This window comes from Kiritimatiellia bacterium (assembly GCA_025054615.1).
Taxonomy (GTDB): domain Bacteria; phylum Verrucomicrobiota; class Kiritimatiellia; order CAIVKH01; family CAIVKH01; genus JANWZO01.
On the sequence record JANWZO010000019.1, the window covers coordinates 25,696 to 42,615 of the forward strand.

At 60.6% G+C, this 16,920-nt stretch carries 15 protein-coding genes; 9 read left to right on the forward strand and 6 right to left on the reverse strand.

Annotated elements, in window-relative coordinates:
- Positions 1-19: 19 nt before the first annotated feature.
- Positions 20-1,717 carry a murein biosynthesis integral membrane protein MurJ gene (murJ, locus tag NZ740_08845; GenBank protein ID MCS6772114.1) on the forward strand — a complete coding sequence of 566 codons (1,698 nt, stop codon included), beginning with the start codon at positions 20-22 and terminating at the stop codon, positions 1,715-1,717.
- Here the strand turns inward: murJ and NZ740_08850 are convergent.
- Together NZ740_08850 and NZ740_08855 are read right to left on the reverse strand one after the other, a co-directional pair.
- Positions 1,685-2,554, reverse strand: coding sequence for a hypothetical protein (locus tag NZ740_08850; GenBank protein MCS6772115.1), 870 nt, complete (start codon positions 2,552-2,554; stop codon positions 1,685-1,687). The genes murJ and NZ740_08850 overlap by 33 nt on opposite strands.
- The gene (locus tag NZ740_08855) at positions 2,551-2,736 is read right to left on the reverse strand and encodes a hypothetical protein (GenBank protein ID MCS6772116.1); all 186 of its coding nucleotides are present in this window, start codon (positions 2,734-2,736) and stop codon (positions 2,551-2,553) included. The genes NZ740_08850 and NZ740_08855 overlap by 4 nt, the downstream gene beginning before the upstream one ends.
- A gap of 116 nt (positions 2,737-2,852) precedes the next feature.
- Here NZ740_08855 and NZ740_08860 point away from each other — a divergent pair, with 116 nt between their 5' ends.
- The 8 genes from NZ740_08860 to NZ740_08895 all read left to right on the forward strand — a co-directional run bounded on the left by NZ740_08860 (position 2,853) and on the right by NZ740_08895 (position 12,967).
- Positions 2,853-3,632, forward strand: coding sequence for a PEP-CTERM sorting domain-containing protein (locus NZ740_08860; GenBank protein MCS6772117.1), 780 nt, complete (start codon positions 2,853-2,855; stop codon positions 3,630-3,632).
- A 41-nt stretch (positions 3,633-3,673) separates the two neighbouring features.
- A complete protein-coding gene (locus NZ740_08865) occupies positions 3,674-4,423 on the forward strand; it encodes a type II secretion system GspH family protein (GenBank protein MCS6772118.1) in 750 nt (249 codons plus the stop codon).
- 72 nt (positions 4,424-4,495) lie between these two features.
- Entirely contained in the window at positions 4,496-6,859 is a 2,364-nt protein-coding gene (locus NZ740_08870) for a lamin tail domain-containing protein (GenBank protein ID MCS6772119.1), read from the forward strand.
- Between the two features lie 59 nt (positions 6,860-6,918).
- Positions 6,919-7,971: an ABC transporter ATP-binding protein gene (locus NZ740_08875; GenBank protein ID MCS6772120.1), complete on the forward strand. Its 1,053-nt coding sequence runs from the start codon at positions 6,919-6,921 to the stop codon at positions 7,969-7,971.
- Positions 7,968-8,990 carry an extracellular solute-binding protein gene (locus NZ740_08880; GenBank protein ID MCS6772121.1) on the forward strand — a complete coding sequence of 341 codons (1,023 nt, stop codon included), beginning with the start codon at positions 7,968-7,970 and terminating at the stop codon, positions 8,988-8,990. The genes NZ740_08875 and NZ740_08880 overlap by 4 nt, the downstream gene beginning before the upstream one ends.
- Entirely contained in the window at positions 8,987-10,669 is a 1,683-nt protein-coding gene (locus NZ740_08885; GenBank protein ID MCS6772122.1) for an iron ABC transporter permease, read from the forward strand. The genes NZ740_08880 and NZ740_08885 overlap by 4 nt, the downstream gene beginning before the upstream one ends.
- 32 nt (positions 10,670-10,701) lie before the next feature.
- Positions 10,702-11,598, forward strand: coding sequence for an HAD family hydrolase (locus tag NZ740_08890; protein ID MCS6772123.1), 897 nt, complete (start codon positions 10,702-10,704; stop codon positions 11,596-11,598).
- A gap of 58 nt (positions 11,599-11,656) precedes the next feature.
- Positions 11,657-12,967 carry a hypothetical protein gene (locus tag NZ740_08895; protein MCS6772124.1) on the forward strand — a complete coding sequence of 437 codons (1,311 nt, stop codon included), beginning with the start codon at positions 11,657-11,659 and terminating at the stop codon, positions 12,965-12,967.
- 9 nt (positions 12,968-12,976) lie between these two features.
- Here the strand turns inward: NZ740_08895 and NZ740_08900 are convergent, their stop codons facing one another.
- The 4 genes from NZ740_08900 to NZ740_08915 form a co-directional block, all read right to left on the reverse strand.
- Positions 12,977-13,813: a DUF3108 domain-containing protein gene (locus NZ740_08900; GenBank protein ID MCS6772125.1), complete on the reverse strand. Its 837-nt coding sequence runs from the start codon at positions 13,811-13,813 to the stop codon at positions 12,977-12,979.
- On the reverse strand, positions 13,771-14,271 hold the full coding sequence (locus tag NZ740_08905) for an SET domain-containing protein-lysine N-methyltransferase (GenBank protein MCS6772126.1): 501 nt from the start codon (positions 14,269-14,271) through the stop codon (positions 13,771-13,773). The genes NZ740_08900 and NZ740_08905 overlap by 43 nt, the downstream gene beginning before the upstream one ends.
- Before the next feature lie 126 nt (positions 14,272-14,397).
- On the reverse strand, positions 14,398-15,819 hold the full coding sequence (gene lpdA / locus NZ740_08910; GenBank protein MCS6772127.1) for a dihydrolipoyl dehydrogenase: 1,422 nt from the start codon (positions 15,817-15,819) through the stop codon (positions 14,398-14,400).
- 4 nt (positions 15,820-15,823) lie between these two features.
- Positions 15,824-16,920 (reverse strand): 2-oxo acid dehydrogenase subunit E2 (locus NZ740_08915; protein MCS6772128.1); only part of this gene is annotated, 1,097 nt, incomplete at its 5' end.

Consider the following 16,920-nt stretch of genomic DNA (forward strand, 5'->3'; position numbering starts at 1 on the left):
GGCCAAAGGAAAGGCACGGATGCGGAGCGCATCAACGTTCGGGAAAAGGGCGGGACGCATAATTTTCGTTGATTTCGAAAGCGGCGCGGCACCTAGTCTCTGCGTGGAAAAAAATCGGGTAGTGCGGTCCGCTTTCAAGGTGGGCGGATTCACATCGTTGAGCCGCCTGTTGGGGCTGGTACGCGACGTTCTCACGGCCAACGCATTTGGCGTCAGTTCGGTCATGTCGGACTTCGTCGTCGCCTTCCGGCTGCCGAACTTGTTTCGCGCGTTATTCGGCGAGGGCGCGCTTTCTTCCGCTTTCGTTCCGGTGTTTGTTGCGACCCGTAGGGAGCAGGGTGAAGCGGAGGCGTGGGAGGTTGCACGCAAGACGGCAACGGTCGTCGCTTTTTTTCTGTGCATCCTGGTCGCGATCCTCATTGTGGGAACCTATGGGTTGGAGGCGTGGAATCCAGATTTGGCGGCGCGCGCGCCACATCTTCTGCCGCTGGCGCGCGTGATGATGCCCTACCTCTTGTTTATCTGCCTTGCGGGCTTGTTCATGGCCATGCTCAACGCCTGCCACCATTTTGCTCTTCCGGCGTTCGCCCCGAGCCTGTTGAACATGATTTGGATAGCTTCTGTTGCGCTGGTCTGCCCGAGGCTGGGCGACCAGCCGGACCAGCAAATCTATGGCGTTGCGGCAGCGGTACTCGCGGCCGGTCTAGCGCAGATGGGCATTCAACTTCCCGTCTTGATCAAACTCGGATTTCGGCCCCGCCCCGTATGGGGATGGGCCGACCCGCGGGTCAGGCGGGTATTTCGGCTCATGGCGCCAACCGCCCTGGGTCAATCGGTCACACAGGTCAACGTCATGGTCAACGCCTTGTTGGCCCGCTGGGCGGCCCCTTGGGCGCCGGCTTCTCTATTCTATGCGGAACGGCTTCTCTACTTTCCGCAGGGACTGCTGGCAACAGCCATGAGCACGGTGCTGCTGCCCGTTTTTTCGGGCCACGCCGCGAAGGGAGATCATGCCGAACTTCGGCAGACCTTGAACCATTCCCTGCGCACGCTGCTTTTTGTGATGGTACCGGCAGCCGTGGGTCTGCTCACCCTGTCAGGTCCCATCGTGCAACTGATCTACGGATCAGGCCGATTCGACGCCGAGGCGGCGAGTCGGACTGCGGTGGCCTTGCGGTTCTACGCGCCCGGTCTGATGGTTTTCTGCCTCGCGAAGGTATTCGTTCCAGCTTTCTATGCCCTGCAGGATACGGGAACGCCCTTTCGTATTGGCCTGAGGTGCGTCGCTTTGAATTTTGTGTTGAATGTCCTGTTCGTGGTTACGTGGCCCGCAGAGTTGAAACATGCCGGCCTCGCATTATCGACCGTCATTTCCGAAGCGGTGAACGGCCTGACCCTCGGTTGGCTGCTACACCGTCGCCTCGGTTCGCCCGGCTGGGCCTCAATCCTTGCCTCTGCGGGGCGGGCCCTGCTTTGTTCGGCGGCTATGGTTCTCGCAATTTGGATCTCGATGGAAACCATGGCGCGATTCATAGGATCGATCGGCGTGCGCGGCAAATGGGGTGAGGCGGCGACGGTCTTGGCGACCATCGGATTCGGGATGCTCGTTTATTTTACCAGCGCCCGGCTGATCCGAGCCCCGGAGTTGCAGTTCGCTGCGGATGCGCTTCGGAATCGGCGCTGTTCAAAGGCTGTGACGGGAGAAGAAAGCCCATAACTCTCGTGTGGCCGAAAGTCGGTCTGACGGCCTGCCCACGAGCGCCTCCGGAAGCAGCCGATGGCCGCCTGGCCAGACATGACCGAGGTCCTCGATGGCCGTGAAAACAACTTCGGCAGGGTGCCCGGGTTCGCCCCAACGTTCGCGGTAATAACCTTCACCCGCTTCGTGGGTCGGAGGATGGCTCCAGCCGTTTCGGTTCGCCCATGAGACCGCCGAATCTCGGGCCGGCGGACGCAATTCGGTCGGCCCCCAAGGCAGCTTCACCAGGCCGCCATGGAACGGGCTGATCGGATCCTGCATGCCGAAATAGTGGGCCAACGGAATGGGCCTTGTCGGGTGACCGGCCTGATTCTGACGAAAGTGGCCGGCGACCGTCCCCAAGGCTGCAAGGCGCTCCGGGATTTCTGAAGCGAATCGGAACGTCATCGAGGCGCCGTTTGAGAAGCCGCACATGTACAGGCGCGCGGGATCCGCGCCCCGCTGAATGAGGTCGTCCAAAAGCAGATTCAAAAATCCGACGTCATCAACATGAGAGCGCTCCGCGTCTGACCCTCCGGACCCGGCGTTCCACATTTGCGGATTGGTCAGAAAATGAAGCGGACCATGTGGATCAATCCGGGTTGCCTCGGGATATGCGACGAGAAAGCCCTCATCATCGGCAAGCGCACTCCATCCAGTGCTTTTCATCGCCGTCCATGGCGTGCCGCCTCGGCCGTCCAGCATGATCACGGCGGGTAGGGGGGTTCCTTGATGGACAACCGTGGGTCGGTGCAAAACATATCGCCGACGGATGCCGGGTGCATCTAAATAAATAATTTGATCCCCCGTGCTCATTGCTGTCCCAAACTCGGGCTAAAGTGCCAGATCGCGAGAAGGATGGCGATAACGGCCTCAACCGACGCGATCCACACCAGTCGGCGCGGTGGGACCACATGAGCCAGCCGTTGAGCGTTCCAAAGTCCAAGCCCGGCATCGAGCAACAGGAGAATCGCAACCCATATTTTCCAAGCATGCATGATGGCGCTCGGAGAGAGAATGGCGCGCTGGGAATCTAACGCAAATCTAACGAAGTGCAAAACTGGATTCAACACCTCCGGGTCACATTCATATGCAGTTTTGAGGAGGAATATCGATGAGAAAGTTATTATTGGCTGTCGGGTCGTTGTGCATGGTTGGAGTCGTTTCAGTTTCGGCTCTTTTGTCTCCGGGCGACATCCTTATCATCATGGCCAACAGTGATGCGCCGGATAGTTTTGCCTGGGTACCGTTGGTAAACATTCCCGCGAATACAACCATCAGTTTTACCGATTCTTCGTATGGCTCGGGCGATGGATCGGGAATCACAAATACGAATTTTCGGTGGTCGGAACATTTGGATACCTCTGGTGGCGGTCCTTTGACATGGACGTATGCCAATCCACTTGCAGCGGGGACGGTAATCATTTTCAATGGGACCACTTGGAACATTGGCACCGGTTCTGGTAGCTTTATGAATCTTGCCACGGCTGGCGATCAAATATTCGCCTTCACTGGTCCGGTCGTTTCAAACCCGGTCCCCGGCCAATACAGCGGGATCATCACAGGTCTCTTGTACGGCGTTCAATTCTCGGGCGGAAACTGGATCACAAACGGGCTCGGAACCACGTCGGCCAGTTACCTTCCCTCGATGCTAAGCGGGGCGAATGTTGCCTTGGGAACGAACGACAACTGGATTTATGTCGGAATTCGTACGGGAACGCCGGCCGAGCTTCTGGCCGCAGTCAACGATCCGGCGAATTGGCAATCTGATAATGTGAATCCGTATTCGTGGACATTCGGTAATTTTGAAGTTGTTCCCGAACCGGCAACTGTTGCGTTGGCCGTCATCGGCATGTCGCTGGCCGCCATATTCCGCAGGCGCTACGGCGTCTGAGCCTCGAACACGCAAAGTTAGACCAGCCAATGCCATCCCGCATGCGAAAGCTACGGGCTTTCACGCTCATTGAACTGCTGGTCGTCATCGCGATTATAAGCATTCTTGCGGGGTTGATCTTTCCGACGGTCCGTTCGGCGTTGGCCCGGGGGCGTGCGGCGTCAAGCCTGTCGAATTTGCGCCAGTGGGGACTTGCCATCCACCTGGCGATGACCGATCGGGATGACCAGTTACTGCCCTGGGATGGGCCGGACAATGTTTCGGGCGCCATCACCAATATGAATTGGTGGGCGAACATGCTCCCCCCGTACGTCGGCCAGAAAACCTATTTGGATATCAATCGGGAATCGATGGGCCAAAAGGTTCCGCTGCCTCCTGAAAAGAGCATTTTCGTGGATTCGTATGCCAAACGTCCGCCCAACGCTCCGTATAAATCCGGCCAGTTCGCATTCTTTTTCTGCTATGTGATCAACTCAAAACTAAATCAGTCCCTGCCGGCGGGCAGCCGGGTTTGGATCGGAAGCATTCCGCGCCCGTCCCAGACGGCGGTCATGGTGGAAATGCGAACGGTTCCAGAGGAACTCCCTGCGGGGGATCCGCATAGAAACGCCTCGCTCGACCGCGCGAAAGCCGATTGGCAGCGATTTGCCGCGCGGCATCGAAACGGCGGTCACATCGCGATGGCCGATGGGTCCGCCCGTCACTTTGAGAACAGATACGTCACCACTCCGGTCGGGGGGAACTACAACAAGGATGACATCATTTGGAATCCTCTCGGCGTCGCGAATTAAGGAGGAGCCTGCCGGATGAAAATTCCACAAAGATTACTTTCCCTTTTCCCTTTGTTTTACGCAGTTTGCGCAATGGGCGATACGATCACGGAGTGGAACTTCGAACAGACCGATCTCACTCCGAACATCGGCAGCGGCCTGGCTACAAATGTCGGCGGGACCTCGTCAGCATTTGCAAGCGGTAACTCCAGTCTGCAGGGTTGGCAAACATCCAGCTATCCGGGACAATTTACAAATTCGGGATCGGCGGGCGTCGCTTTTTTTGTCAGCACCGTCGGATATTCGAACCTAGCGCTTCGCTTCGATCATCGCGCCTCGGGCACCGCATCCCGCTGGGCCCGAGTCGACTACACAACGAACGGCGGAGTGGCCTGGGTTCCCTTCTGGACGAATGGAGGCGGACTTTCGCCTCACGATACATTCTACAGTTTTACGAACATCTCCTTTGCCTCTGTAGCAGGGGCGAACAACAACTCGGGTTTCGGCATCCGTATTGTGTCAATTTTTTCACCAGTGACATTCACGGATGAATTCGCAGGGGTACAAGGCCCGAACACCGCCTATCACCGCGCCAGAATCTCCGGCGGTTCCGCATACTCCCCCTCAGGAACATGGCGCTTCGACAACGTGCGGTTCACGGGGGACCCGATTTCACCATCGCCGCCGCTATACGCAACAAACAGCGCGATCTTGATCAATGAGATTCTCGTCAATCCGATCGGCACGGACGATTCGAGGGAGTACGTCGAGATAAAAGGTCCGCCCGGGACCCCGCTCCAAGGGCTCTCGATTCTAGAAATAAGCGGAAATGGTACGAACATTGGGAAAATCTTCTGGGCTCGCGATCTTTCCGGATCTTCGCTGGGTTCGAATGGTCTTCTTCTGATCGGCGAGATGTACCAGTCGTTCTGGCCGGCGTGGACTGGAGTGCCGCCCGCGACGGCCCTTATGGACATGAATCATCCGCGCGGCCGGCTCGACAACGACACGACGACATTCCTCCTTGTCACGAACTTCACTGGATCCGTCGATCAGGATCTTGATACAAACGATGACGGCACATTCGATGTTACGCCGTTCACCCAAATTCTGGACAGTGTCGGCTGGCTCGATGGATCAGTGGGAGACCGCGTCTATACGCCGGCGTCGCTGACGCAATCTTCGGGTACACCCGATGCCGCCACCCGCGTGGCGACGAACATCAATCCCCATAGCTTCGCCGCGTGGTTCAACGGCGATTTGATGACGAATGCGTCGGATAGCGCCGGCATAACCTACAATCCGTTCCGGGGATCGGTCATTATGCCTGCCGGCGCAAAGATCACGCCGGGCCAAACGAATCACTGGAATACGGACCGGCAACCGCCTCTGATCGCGCCGATTCCGGATCGCGTCGTCAAAGTAAGCAATACGGTCGTAATGACCGTTCAAGCGCTGGCGACGGACGGGGACCCGGTGACTCTCGCCCTGCAAAGCGGACCCTCCGGTGCGACCTTCGGGTCAACGGGGACCGTGGGAACCCTGACGTGGTTCGCTACGCCCACGGGTGTTTATGCGGTCATTTTCACGGCGACCGACGTGGACGGCACAAGCACGGCACAGGTTCAGATCATCGTCCAGACAGCGGCCGTCGCAACGATTCGAATCACGGAGGTGATGTCGAAGAGTTCGCATCCGGCCGATCGGGACTGGTTTGAAATTTACAATTACGGGGATTCGCCCGTCGACCTGACGGGCATCTCCTGGGATGACGATTCCAATATCCCCGGAAGTGGCCACTTCAACGGATATGTCATTCCGCCCGGCGGCACCTATGTGATTTCCGCGAGGCCTGCAGGGACCGAATCCATTTTCCTACAAGAGTGGGGCTTGCCCTCCAATGCGCCTGTCTGGTGCGCGGGTCCCGCCGTGTTCCAGAATTTCAGTTCCGCGGGGGATGCTCTGTACATCTACGACCAATATGGACTTGAAATCACCAGCGTCGTGATCCCGCCGGCCACGATTGGTTACTCGTTTGAATGGGCGGGCGATGGTTCAAACTTAGGTCTCAGTGTGGCTGGCGAAAATGGCGCGTACATCGCGCCTGACAATGGCGAGGGCTCCCCCGGCACTGATGTCGCCTCGCCCGGCTATGCCCTACCTGTCCATCCGACGAACGATTCCGATGGCGACGGCCAGACGGATCTCGAAGAGTGGATCGCCGGCACGGATCCCAACTCCGCCAGCAGCGCTTTCTTGTGGACTGCCCATTCTGCAGGGATTGCTTCCGTGGGGTTGGTCAGCGGGCGGTGGTATGAGGTTCAGTCGACAACCAATCTCATCACAGGTCCATGGCTCAGCGTGACGAATTTTGTCGCTCCGTCGAATATGGTGTGGATTACTGGGCCCGGAACAAACGGGATGGAGTTGCGCCGCATTCGCGTCAAGCGGCCCTGATCCGAGCATGCGCCGCATGGCAAGGGGCGCCGACTGGCGGCGCAGCCGCCCCGATCACTATGCCTGCATTTCTTGAGATCGAAAGGGCGGAGGTCACTCTCGGCTCTCTCCGAGTCCTTCAGGGTGTGAGTGTTTCGATCGGAAAGGGCAAGTGCCTCGCGATTCTCGGCCCCTCCGGCTGCGGCAAATCCACTCTTCTAAATGCGGTGGCCGGATTTGTCCCTCTCGATGCGGGTCGCATTTCCTGCAACGGACGTGCCTTGGACGATCCGGCGGCGCGTCGCTTCGTCCCGATTCCGAAACGCCGGTTTGCGACCGTCTTTCAGGACTTCAGCCTCTGGCCTCATATGAGCGTCGCAGAAAACGTCGCATTTGGTCTCCGCGTGCAGGGTCTCGACACTGCCGAACGGGAGCGCAGAACACGCGATGCGCTAACCAAGGTGCGCATGTTGGATTATGCCAATCGCCTCCCGTCCGAGCTCTCCGGCGGTCAGCAGCAGCGCGTTGCCATCGCGCGCGCGCTGGCCTTTCGCCCCGATTTGTTGCTTTTTGACGAACCGCTGAGCGCCCTGGATGCCCGTCTCCGCGCCGAGTTACGGGCTGAAATCGCACGGCTTCTTCGCGATGAGGGCCTAACCGCGGTCTACGTCACGCATGACCAGGCGGAGGCTTTTAGTCTTGGCGACACAGTCGCGGTGATGCGTGAAGGACGGCTGGAGCAGGTGGACGACCCCGAAACCCTGTACCGGTTTCCGCGGACCCGCTTTGTCGCTTCGTTCATCGGGGCGGCGAACACCGTTCCCTTTGAACAGCGGGAGGGGCGCCTGATTCTGGATGGGCATTTTCGCCTGCCCGCCCGCAAGGATTGGCCTCCTCGAGGGTGGTGTTACATCCGCCGCGAAGGGGTCCATATTCGGGGCGTTTCCGAGGATGCCCGCGAGGTTGCCGTGTGCGCAGATCGGCAATTCTTGGGCGCGCGGGTCGAAGCGGTCGCGCGGTGGCCCTCGGGTTTTGAGCTGGCTGGCGAGGCGGTCGGCCCCGTATTTCGCGGAGACCGGGTGTGCGTCGAAATCGATCCCGCCCACATGGGCCTGCTCTACGACCCTGCATGAAGACATGTGCGGCCATGACCATTGCCGCGCTGCTTGTCGGCTGCTCGCCCGCTGCTGAAAAGGATGTCAACCGACTAATCGTTTACAGCGCCGGTCCTCGCCCATTAGCCGAGGCGATCTGCACCTCCTTTGCCTCGAACGCGGGCGTTCGCGTCGATTTGTTTCAAGCCACCACCGGCCAGATTCTCGCTCGACTGGAGGCGGAGAAATATCGCCCACGCGCCGACGTGATCCTCCTGGCGGGCGAGGTCCCCGCCCACGCGCTCAAAAAACAGGGGCGTCTGGCGCCCTTCCGCCCGGCTTGTGCAGATCGTCTGCGAGCCGAGTGGTGCGACCCCGACGGCGCATATTGGGGATCAGCGGCAACCCTTGTCGGTGTGGCGTTGCGCCAGGACAGAGCCCGCGAGGCGCCGCGAAGTTGGTCGGAATGGTTCCAGATCGACGATGCTCGGCGGGTCGTTATGCCGTCGCCATCCCGGTCCGGAGCCACGGGCGATTTTGTTGTAGGTCTCGCGCTGGATTTGGGAGAAACCGTTCTGCCCGGATTTGCGCGGTTGAGACTTCGAGGAATGGACTTCGCCGCCGCGAACAACCAGGCCATTCAGGCGCTGTCTATGGGCGTCTATGACGCCCTTCTCGGCGCGGTTGACTACATTATTTACCAACAAATTCTTCGTGGCGAGCCGCTGGAGATGATGTATCCCGAGGATGGCGCTGTCCTGGTTACCCGCCCGATGGCCATATTGTCATCCTCGCGAAGGCAGGAACTGGCCCGGCGATTCGTGGAACACTATCTGAGCGAAGAGAGCCAGCAGCGCGTCGCTCGCGCCTGCTTGATTCCGGCCCGGCTGGATGTGCCGGCTCATCCGATTCGTGGAGCGGAACCTCAACGGGTCATCCGACCGGATCCCGATCTGGCGGTCGCGCGACAGGCGGCTCTGCTCCGAAAATTCCAACTCGAAATCGAGCGCGCTGCATCGAGGCGCGCTCTGCAACGCGCGGCGGGGGAAGTCCGGTGAGCGGGCGACGCCGAGAGTTCGGCCGCGCCCGGGCGGGGGCGGTGTTTGCACTCGCGTTCCTCTCGCTGGCGTGCGGCTACCCGCTCGCCCTGTTGGCCTTTCAGAGTCTATTCCCTGAAGGACTTGGGGGAGATTTTTCGGGATTTCTGGTCCCGTTTCGCGTGTTGGGGCAGACACCGGACCTCGTGCACATGCTCGCCCATTCAGCGGCATGGGCGGCGGCGACCACGCTTCTCGCCTGGCTCTTTGGGATCCCCTGTGGCTTCCTCCTGGCGCGCTGCGCCCTTCCGGGGCGGGCGCTGGCGCGGATAACCTTGTTGGTGCCCATCATGACGCCGCCGTATGTGGCTGCGCTCTCCTACGTCGTTTTTCTTCAACCCGGCGGATTCGGCGACATGTGGTTCGGCGTGCCTGAAAGCTTGCGCGACTGGTTTTTTTCCTTCCACGGCGTGACGCTTGTCATGGCGCTGGCGTCCTTTGGTTATGTGGCGCTGGGGGTGGAGGCTGCCCTGTTGCGCATTCCCAGCCGGCTCGAGGATGCCGCGCTTCAGCTCGGCGCGTCGCGTCGCCGGCTCTGGCGCGAAATCCGGCTTCCGCTCCTCGCGCCGGCTATTCTAAACACGGGTCTGCTCGTCAGCCTCGATGCGTTGTCGAATTTTGGCGTGCCGGCGGTGCTAGGTACTCGGGCAAATCTCGCGCTGTTGCCCGCGGAGATTTACAACCTCGTCACAAGCTGGCCGATCGATCTACCCGCCGCCTCGGCGCTTTCCTCCGTGCTTGCGGCGTTTGCTTTGCTCTCCGCCCAAATTGGCCATCGCTTTTCTCGCAAGGCCGCCCCGGCTCCCGCCCGTGCGGCGCCTGTGCGGACCGCGCGGCTAACCCCCTGGCAGGCGGCGCTGGCCTGGCTGTGGTTTGGCGGCTTGTTTGTCCTAAGCACGGGAATGCCCTACGCGGCCATGCTGGCGATGAGCATGGTCGATCGCTGGACCGAAGACGGGCCAACTTGGAACCTGCGGCATTATGCGGCTTTGTTATCGCCAGGTTCCGGAGGGCGCTCGGCGCTAATGACCAGCCTGGGTCTCGCGGCTATCGCGGCGACAGTGTGCGCCCTCATTGGCGGCTGCATCGCTTATGTCGCGGCACGGTCCGGACCCGCGATGCGAAGGGCGATTGAAGCGCTCGGCATTCTCCCGCGCGCGATTCCGAAGATTGTGCTGGCGGTCGGCCTGATCCTCGCATGGAACGCCCCGTGGGTGCCTATTGATGTGTACGGCACGCTGGGCATGCTGCTGCTCGCGTATGTGGTCTGCTATATCTCGGACGCGCTGGCCTATGCCGGAGCGGCTGTGCGCAGGATTGATCCGCGTTTGGAGCTGGCCGGCGCCCAGCTTGGGGCGGGGCGGTTCCGCATTCTCCGGGCGATCGTGCTTCCTCAGCTTGCTCCCGCGCTGGGGGCCGCCTGGCTGACGACGTTCATCGTCTGCGTGCGCGAGCTGGTTTGCTCCGTGTTGCTCCTGCCGCCGGGGATGGACACCACGGCTACTTTCATCTTCAACCAGTTCGAGCAAGGTGATGTCGGCGCGGCGATGGCCATGGCCACAGTTACAATCGGCGCCACGACGGCCACCCTACTGCTCACCCAGCGATTGCTGAACCGCGTCACGGAATCTCCGCATTGATTGGCCATCGAAATGCAGCATCCTCACGCAATATGAAGACCGACCCTCGCATGGATTCGATCCGCTTGGTTGCGCTGGATTTCGATGGGACGGTGATGGTGTATCCGGATCCGACCGGCGTCTTTCATCCAGACATCATCCGCGCGATCAATGCGCTGGAGGCGCTAGGTATTCGCTGGTGTACGAACAGTGGCCGGGATATTATCGACCAGAAGGTTGTGTTGGAGCGGAGCCGAATGGCGGGGTTGACGCACCCCCCCGACGCGCTGATCTGCTCGGAAAGTTTTGTCTATCTGCGGTGCGGCTCGGAATACGAGCCGCTCCAACCGTGGAACTTCGACGCGGAATCCCGGCTCTCGCGCTGTTCGAGGGAGGCTCGTGCTGCTCTCGAGCCCCATCTGCCTCGCTGGGCCAGCGATTTTCCGGGTCTGTTTTACGTCGAACAAGGCCTTTTTCCCGCTCTGCGCGCGGCAGATGAAGGCGCGCAGGCGGAAGCCCTCTTCATGGAAGTCCGGCGGGTTACTGCGAACATTCCTAGGGTTTTCGTCAGCCGTAACGGTTGCTGGGTGGCGGTCCTGCCGGAAGGGCTGGGCAAAGGTCCCTCGCTTTCCGCATATGCGAAGGCTCGAGGCTTCGGGCCGGACCACATTCTCGCCGTCGGCGACCATCAGAACGACCTCTCGATGTTGGACGGCCGCCACGCGGGCCTGGTCGGATGTCCCGCCGATGCGCACCCGGACATCCGAGAAATCGTCCTCCGCGCAGGCGGAATCGTCGCCACTTCCGCAGGGCCCGAGGGCACGCTCGAAATCCTCGACGCGTTGTTGCGCGCTCGAGCTCAACCTAACGAATGCGCATTATGTGATGCGGAGAATACTTCGGAACCCGCGGACGCCGGACCCGCAGCTCGAACTCCGCACATTCCATAGGTCTGAATTTCCATAGCATGGAATTCGTAAAGCCCATTTTTTCCATAGGATGGAAACCATGAAGCATACTTTTTCCATAGCATGGAAATTCTGGCTCATCGCGATTTGGCTCTGCACTCAGGCATGGGCTGAGCCAACTCAAATTTTCTTCAGCTTTACCGCTGGCGCAGCGGGCGGGCTTGGAAGGATCGAAGTCGATGCGGATTCTGGCGTCGTCCTCACGCAGGAGATTGTGTACGCTTCGCCCGCTGCACGCGAGGGCGGCAAAGTGGCCCAGACGAGAGAGGGTTGGGCGGTGCTGGCTGTCAATGCAAAGGCGCCGGGAAACTTGGTCATCCGAAACCCCACCGGGCTGGTGTCGACCCTCACGATTTCGGACAAGCTCGATGAAATACGCGTCCGGGCGAGCCGGGCGATTGTCGGGGGCGAAGAAGGCGGGGTATATCTGATCGACCTCGCTGAAGGTAGGGTTCTGCGCGATTGGCAGCTCAAGAGCGCCCTCAATCCGCCGGGTCGCCGGCCCGAGGATGTCCGCTTCGACCCGAACGGTCGCCTCGCGTGGGTTACGCTTCAAAAGGACAGCAAGGATGGTAAACGCCTCGGACATCGGTTGGTCGCTCTGGACCTTGAAACCGGAGAAGTGGCAGCCGATTTGCGCCTCCCGCGCGACCGAAGCGAACTTCATTTTGGAAGGGACGGCGACCTGAGGCAAAGCGGACCGGGACCCGAGGTCGTCTTGTTGTTTCCGCGCTCCAACACGCTGTTGGTGACCCTGGATTTATATGGCGCGGTCGGCTTGATGGATCTCGAGGCGGCTCGAAATGGCGAATTCTCGCGGTGGACGACGATCCCGACGTCGCTGGACGGATCATGGGGGACGGCGTTTCCGGACCGAGCAGTTGGGGTGGACATCGGTGGGCGGGATCATGCCCTGGTGCTGAATGCGGGACCCGAGGGCGGGGCTGTACTCATTGACCTGACTGCGCGCAAAGTCGCGCAAGTTATCCCGGTCGGCCATGGCCTCTATTCGCCCGAACCGATTCCTGCACTGGGCGCGATCGCCGCCGCCGCGGGTGGCAAGCTCAAGCGTCGAGGTGAGGACGACGTCGAAAAATCGTTCGCGCCCCGGCCGGAGGTCGCCATTTTCGAAATTCGTGAAGAGGCATCTGAGCTGAATCTTCGCCTGATTGCGCTGGACCAGCCCACGCACACGCTGCGAGCGGTGGCGCCGCAGCGGAATGGTTTGCTCCTCGTCAATGTCGGTCTCGGAGCCGATCAATGGATCGTGATTGATGCCGTGGATGGGCAGATTCGAAGCCGCCAGTCCGCACCGGGCCGTGTTGTCCGCCTGGCCCCGTCGCCCGAGTGACGATCGAATTCAGCGGTCCGCGTGGCTATCGGTCGAGCTGCCGGTCGACCGGTATGGCCAAGGACCTCGAGGATGGCCAAGGATTTCATCCAGCGTGAGGTGGATCCGACCGACCGGCGCCTCGACACTGAGCCTTAGCAAGACGTAGGGGGGATCGCTGGAAATCCACAGTTGCCGCGGAATTCGCCCCAAAAACAGCGGGTCATTCCCGACAATCGGGCGAATGAAATACGCGGGGATCCTGCCGTAGCGAGGATGCTCAAAAGTCTGATGCGAATTGACGTCGATTCCAACGGTAATAATGCCCTCGTCGCCGGACACCACATACCAGTTTGTTTGCCCGGGTCGGAAATCGGCCGATCGGAGGGAGTACATCAGGGAGAGGATGTCTCGGATGTCCCGTGGCGCGGGAAAATCGCGCCGCTCGGGCACGAGCAAATTGTGCCAGAAGACCCGGCCTTCCTCGCGGTTGTAAAACGTGATGTCATGGCGTAACGAGCCGCCCTCCTGAAGGCGTTTTTCGAATCGGATGGGCAGAAAAGTTGTCGGGTCGACGATCGATTCGACCACATCGTCAATTCGATAAAATCGGTCCAGGAATGCATTGGATCGGACGTGAACACGCAACCGAATCAGTGGCGGTTGATCGTCGGTCCACTCCGATTCGATCATGGCTTCGCCGACGGGGATGCGGCCCCACGTGAGGCGGGCTCTGAGCGATTCACCGACCGGGAATGGCGGCTCATGGCCGGCGCCAAGCTGCGCAAAAACGGCCAGAAGGGCTCCGAAGAGACGGATCGCGCTTAACCGGATCCGACTTCGGTATGGGCGGCTTCGCGGATCCACCGCTTCACCTGCAGGCGCCGGTGCGGGGGAACGTGAAGCATCGTGCCGCGGCAGCGCGGCGATGAACAGTGGCAGCGGTAACGCAGGACGTCTTCCCGCGTAAATCGGCGGCCGAGTGTCAGCGCGTAGTCGAAAAGAAGCTCCTCGCCCACTTCGATGTCCCGCAGCGCGTAAAAGAACACGCGCCCATCCTCGATCACCGCCTCGCAATTTGGGTCGCAGGAGTGGTTGATGAAGCGGGAGACGTTGCCGCCCTCCCTCGGGTTGATGACATGGGTCGGGCTGACGTGCATGAGCTCCGTGTGAGATCCCTCACCGGCCGAATGATCGCTCCATTTTTCCCGGAGGCCTGTATACTCGATGATTCGTTCGCCTTTTGCGATCCGGCGTCGTGCAAACACTCCGGTTCCATGAATCAGCGATGCACGGGCCTCAACTGTCGTTTCGACATCCTTCATATCCGAATCGGATATATCGGGGCAGTCCGACAAATCAAGAGGGCCGGCCGCGTTCCATATAAGGGCAGCATAGCCGGCCGGAGTGATGGAAATATTTACGGCCCGAGGGAAACGACAATCGATCCCTCACCGTTTTGGAATGACGTGGGTGCCGTGGCCGAAGAAGATTTCGGCAGCCTCCATCATCGTTTCCGACAGGGTGGGGTGGGCGTGGATAGTCATCTTCAGGTCCTCCGCGCGCGCGGCCATTTCCACGGCGAGTACCCCTTCCGCGATCATCTCGCCCGCGCCGACGCCGACAATCCCGACGCCCAGGACCTGTTCCGTATGCGGGTCCAAGATAAGTTTTGTCAACCCCTCATTCCGGCCCATGGTGGCTGCGCGGCCTGACGCCGCCCATGGGAATGAGACCGTCTTGACTTCTCGCCCCTCCTGCCGCGCCTGAAGTTCGGTCAGACCGCACCACGCCATTTCCGGGTCGGTAAAGACCACCGCGGGAATCGCACGGGGATCAAAAATCGAGGGGTGTCCGAGAATGGCTTCAACGGCCACTCGCCCCTCGTGAGAGGCTTTATGGGCAAGCAGCGGTTCACCGGCGGCATCGCCGATGGCGAAGATGGTCGGCTCGGCGGTTCGGCGCTGTTTGTCGGTTTTGATGAATCCTTTCTCATCGAGCTGGACCCGAGTGTTCTCCAGACCGAGGTTCTCGGTATTCGGACGTCGTCCGACCGAAATCAAGATGCGGTCGAATTCCTGGACGGGCTCGTCCACGTGGAGTCCTTCAAAACGGACCTGGATCTTGTCGCCTTTGTCCACGAGCTCGACGACCTTGGTCTTGAGCATGATCTTGTGGAATTTCTTCTCGAGGACGCCGATGAGCACGTTGGCGAGATCTCGGTCTGCGCCCGTGAGGAGCTGCGGCAACATTTCCACCATCGTGACCTTGCTGCCGAGCGTCGCGTAGACCGTGCCCAGCTCGCAGCCGATATAGCCGCCGCCGATGATCAAGAGGCTCCCCGGAATGTCCGGAAGGTTGAGGGCGGCGGTGGAATCCATGACACGGTCCGTCCGAAGGTCCATGCCGGGAGGGATGACCGGCCGCGAGCCGGGCGCGAGAATGCAATGGTCGAAAGTTATCGTGTGCCGGGATCCGTCTACACAGGCGACTTCCGCGCTGCGGTTCGATAGGAGGTGCGCGCGCCCCTGGATGAACCGAATATTCCGTTTCCGGGTTAATGTTCCAAGGCCGCCGGTCAGTTTCGCAATCACTTTATCTTTCCACGCCCTCATGCGATCGAGGTCGATCACGGGTTCCGAATAGGTGAGACCCCATTCGACCGATTCCCGCGCCTCGCTCATAACCCGCGCGACATGCAGCAGGGCCTTCGACGGGATGCATCCCCGGTAGAGGCAAACACCGCCGGGGTTGGCATCCTGGTCGACCAAAGTGACCGACAGGCCATGATCAGCGGCGAGAAAGGCGGCGGGGTAACCGCCGGGCCCACCGCCAATCACCAGCAGGGGCGTATGGAAATTCGCAGAACTCACGATTTCAACCCTCCAGGGAAATCAGGACAGGGTTTTGGATGGCCTCAATAATCCAGCGTAGAAATCTGGCGCCGTCCGCTCCATCGATGATCCGATGGTCAAACGACAGGGACAGCGGAAGCATCAGGCGCGGCTGGAAGAAGCCGTTAATCAGAACCGGTTCGTGGGCGGCGCGGCCCACTCCAAGGATAGCAACCTCCGGATGGTTGACAATGGGGGTGAAAAAGCCGCCGCCGATTGCCCCGAGGTTGGTGATCGTGAAGCAGGAGCCCGTCATGTCGTCGGGGCTTAATTTACGGGAGCGGGCTCTGTCGGCCGCCCGCTGCAGTTCGACCGCAATTTGAATGACATTGCGGCGGTCCACGTCCCGGATCACCGGGACCAGCAATCCTCTCTCGGTGTCCACGGCGACGCCGATGTTGTAATACCGTTTGAGAATCAGCTCGCCGCGGGCCATATCGATGCTGGAGTTGAATTTGGGATGCACTTTGAGCGCCGACGCGGCGATCTTGACCAGGAAGGCCGTCAGCGTGAGTTTGGCCCCAGCCGCCTCCGCCTTCGGTCGGGCTTCCTGTCGGAGTTTTTCGAGTTCGGTGATATCGGCCTTATCATGCAGCGTCACGTGCGGGATCGTGGTCCAGCACAGCGACATTTGCTCGGCAGTGGCGATGCGCACGTTGTTGAGGGGTTGATATTCAACTTCGCCCCATCGTGAAAAATCCGGGAGTGGCGGCTGCGCCGGCCGTCCGCGTTGCTGGATGAGTCCGGCATTCAGGGCCCTTGCGTAATTTTTGACATCGTCGATGGAAATACGCCCGCCCGGCCCTGTTCCGGGGACCTGGGTAATATCGACCCCGATTTCACGAGCGAATTTGCGCGTAGAAGGTGCGGCAGGCGCAGCGGCCCCGGATTCCGCGGCCGGTGGAACCCGCGGGATCGCCGCCGCCGGCTGCATGGGGGCCCGCTGCGGGGCAGGGGAAGGAGGCGGCTGGGGGGAGGGGGTGGCCGTCAAGGTCACCGGCTCGGACTCGCCCACAGCGGGAGCGGTTGCGGGAGGCGACGGAGGCGGCGGAGCTTCGCGGGAGGCCGGAGGCGGGGGCG